2 protein-coding genes are annotated in these 1,739 nt (G+C 38.2%); both read left to right on the top strand.

All coding sequences use genetic code 11. The features are described 5' to 3' along the window. Nucleotides 1-82: 82 nt before the first annotated feature. On the top strand, nt 83-613 hold the full coding sequence (locus tag AB6D07_RS22925; RefSeq protein ID WP_017104282.1) for a GNAT family N-acetyltransferase: 531 nt from the start codon (nt 83-85) through the stop codon (nt 611-613). A 134-nt stretch (nt 614-747) separates the two neighbouring features. Continuing rightward, nucleotides 748-1,521, top strand: coding sequence for an NERD domain-containing protein (locus AB6D07_RS22920; protein WP_009846794.1), 774 nt, complete (start codon nt 748-750; stop codon nt 1,519-1,521). The last annotated feature ends 218 nt before the right edge of the window (nt 1,522-1,739 follow it).

The raw sequence follows: 1,739 nt of genomic DNA, 5'->3' as shown, positions 1-1,739 counted from the left end.
GTCCAACAGGTATTTATCCATTGTGCTACGACAACGGATAAATACTTAAGCGTTATAAGCACTTCCTAGTATCGGAGTTTAGATGGAAAGTGAAAGACTTAAATTGGTACCCCCGTCCTTAAATTATATTGATGTTATGCATGGGGTTATTGAAGAATCTCAGCAAGATCTCTCTCAATTTTTACCTTGGGTTTCAGGGGCATTATCTAAACAAGTTCTTGAAGATAATACTAAGGAAGCAATGGTGAATTTCTCCCGTTGCATTGGAGAGTTTTGGTTTAATATCATTGAAAAGAAAACCGGGCTGTTTATAGGCGTAGTAGGTTTTATTGTCAGAGATAAATCAGTGCCATATTTTGAAATTGGTTATTGGTTACAAACTTCAAAAACTGGTTTTGGTTACATAACTGAAGCTGTTGGTTTGGTTGAACAATATGCTTTTGATGACTTATCAGCACGACGAGTGGAAATTAAAATGGCAGCGTCAAACCTCAAGAGTCAGGCTGTTGCAATTCGTTGCGGTTATGAGGTTGAAGCAACATTAATTAACTCTAGGCGACTGCCGTCAGGTGAGCTCGATAGTACGATGGTTTATGCTAAAACGCGCTTATAACAAGCAATTTAAGCAGACTGTCAACGCTTGGCATTTTTAGCTCGGTTTGGCTTCAGTGATTATGGTGGTAAATTTGAGTGTATTGGTAGCGTTGTCAGCTACTTAATTGGGCGTTAGTTGAATAAGGAAGTTTCGTGGATATATTAGGATTACTATCAGGTGCTTTGGCTCAAGTCTGGTATGTTGTACCTTTGCTACTTGTTGTCTCGATATTCAAGAGTCGGTGGTTTAAAGGTGTATTCGGAGAGTTTTTAGTAAACAAATTGTTGTCGCACTTGCCTGCGTCAGATTACACATTAATCAAAGATGTAACTTTACCCACAGAAGAAGGCACAACACAAATTGATCACGTTGTTGTCTCTAAGTTTGGTATTTTCGTTGTTGAAACTAAGAATATGAAAGGTTGGATCTTTGGCTCAAAAAGTCAAAAGCAATGGACTCAAAAAATCTATCGTCATACGTCTAAATTCCAGAACCCTCTTCATCAAAATTATAAACACGTCAAAACCCTAGAGTCATTATTGAGCATTGATTCATCTAAGTTGCATTCGGTCATCGTTTTTATCGGTGATAGTACGTTTAAGACAGATATGCCTAATAATGTTACCTACGCGCGAGGTTGCTTGGATTACATTAAGCAGTATATACAGCCTGTATTTACAGATACTGAGTACGTTCAAATTATCGAAGCGATAACCGAAGTTAAGCTCAAAAAGGGCGTTGTTACAGACCTAAAGCATAGGAAACACGTTAGAGAGTTGGTCGCTTCAAAGGAAAATCTAAAGCAATGTTCACGTTGCGGCTCTGAAATGGTTGTGCGTGAAACAAAGCGTGGGGAAAATAAAGGTAAACAGTTTTGGGGTTGCTCGTCTTTTCCTAAATGTAGGTCAGTGGAAGAATTCAACTAACAAGCAATTTAAGCAGACTGTCAACGCTTAGCATTTTCAGTTTGGTTTAGCTTCAGTGATTTCGGTGTTAAATTTGAGTGTATTGGTAGCGTTGTCAGCTACTTAATTGGGCGTTATACACCCTAGTGAATTTATGAGATAGGAATACAAGTTGGATATAGTAATAGGCTTTGTTGCGTAATTCAATGGAACTAAATCAAGAACCTACGATCTGATCA

This window comes from Vibrio sp. 10N.239.312.C11, assembly GCF_041466065.1.
In the GTDB taxonomy this organism is placed as follows: Bacteria; Pseudomonadota; Gammaproteobacteria; order Enterobacterales; family Vibrionaceae; genus Vibrio; species Vibrio tasmaniensis_A.
The sequence above is the reverse complement of the archived record's forward strand: the minus strand, read 5'-3'. Positions and strand labels throughout refer to the sequence as shown.

What these genes read in the sequence shown, in the direction of transcription:
- AB6D07_RS22925 (WP_017104282.1), top strand. Translation starts at nt 83, where the DNA reads ATGGAAAGTGAAAGACTTAAATTGGTACCCCCGTCCTTAAATTATATT.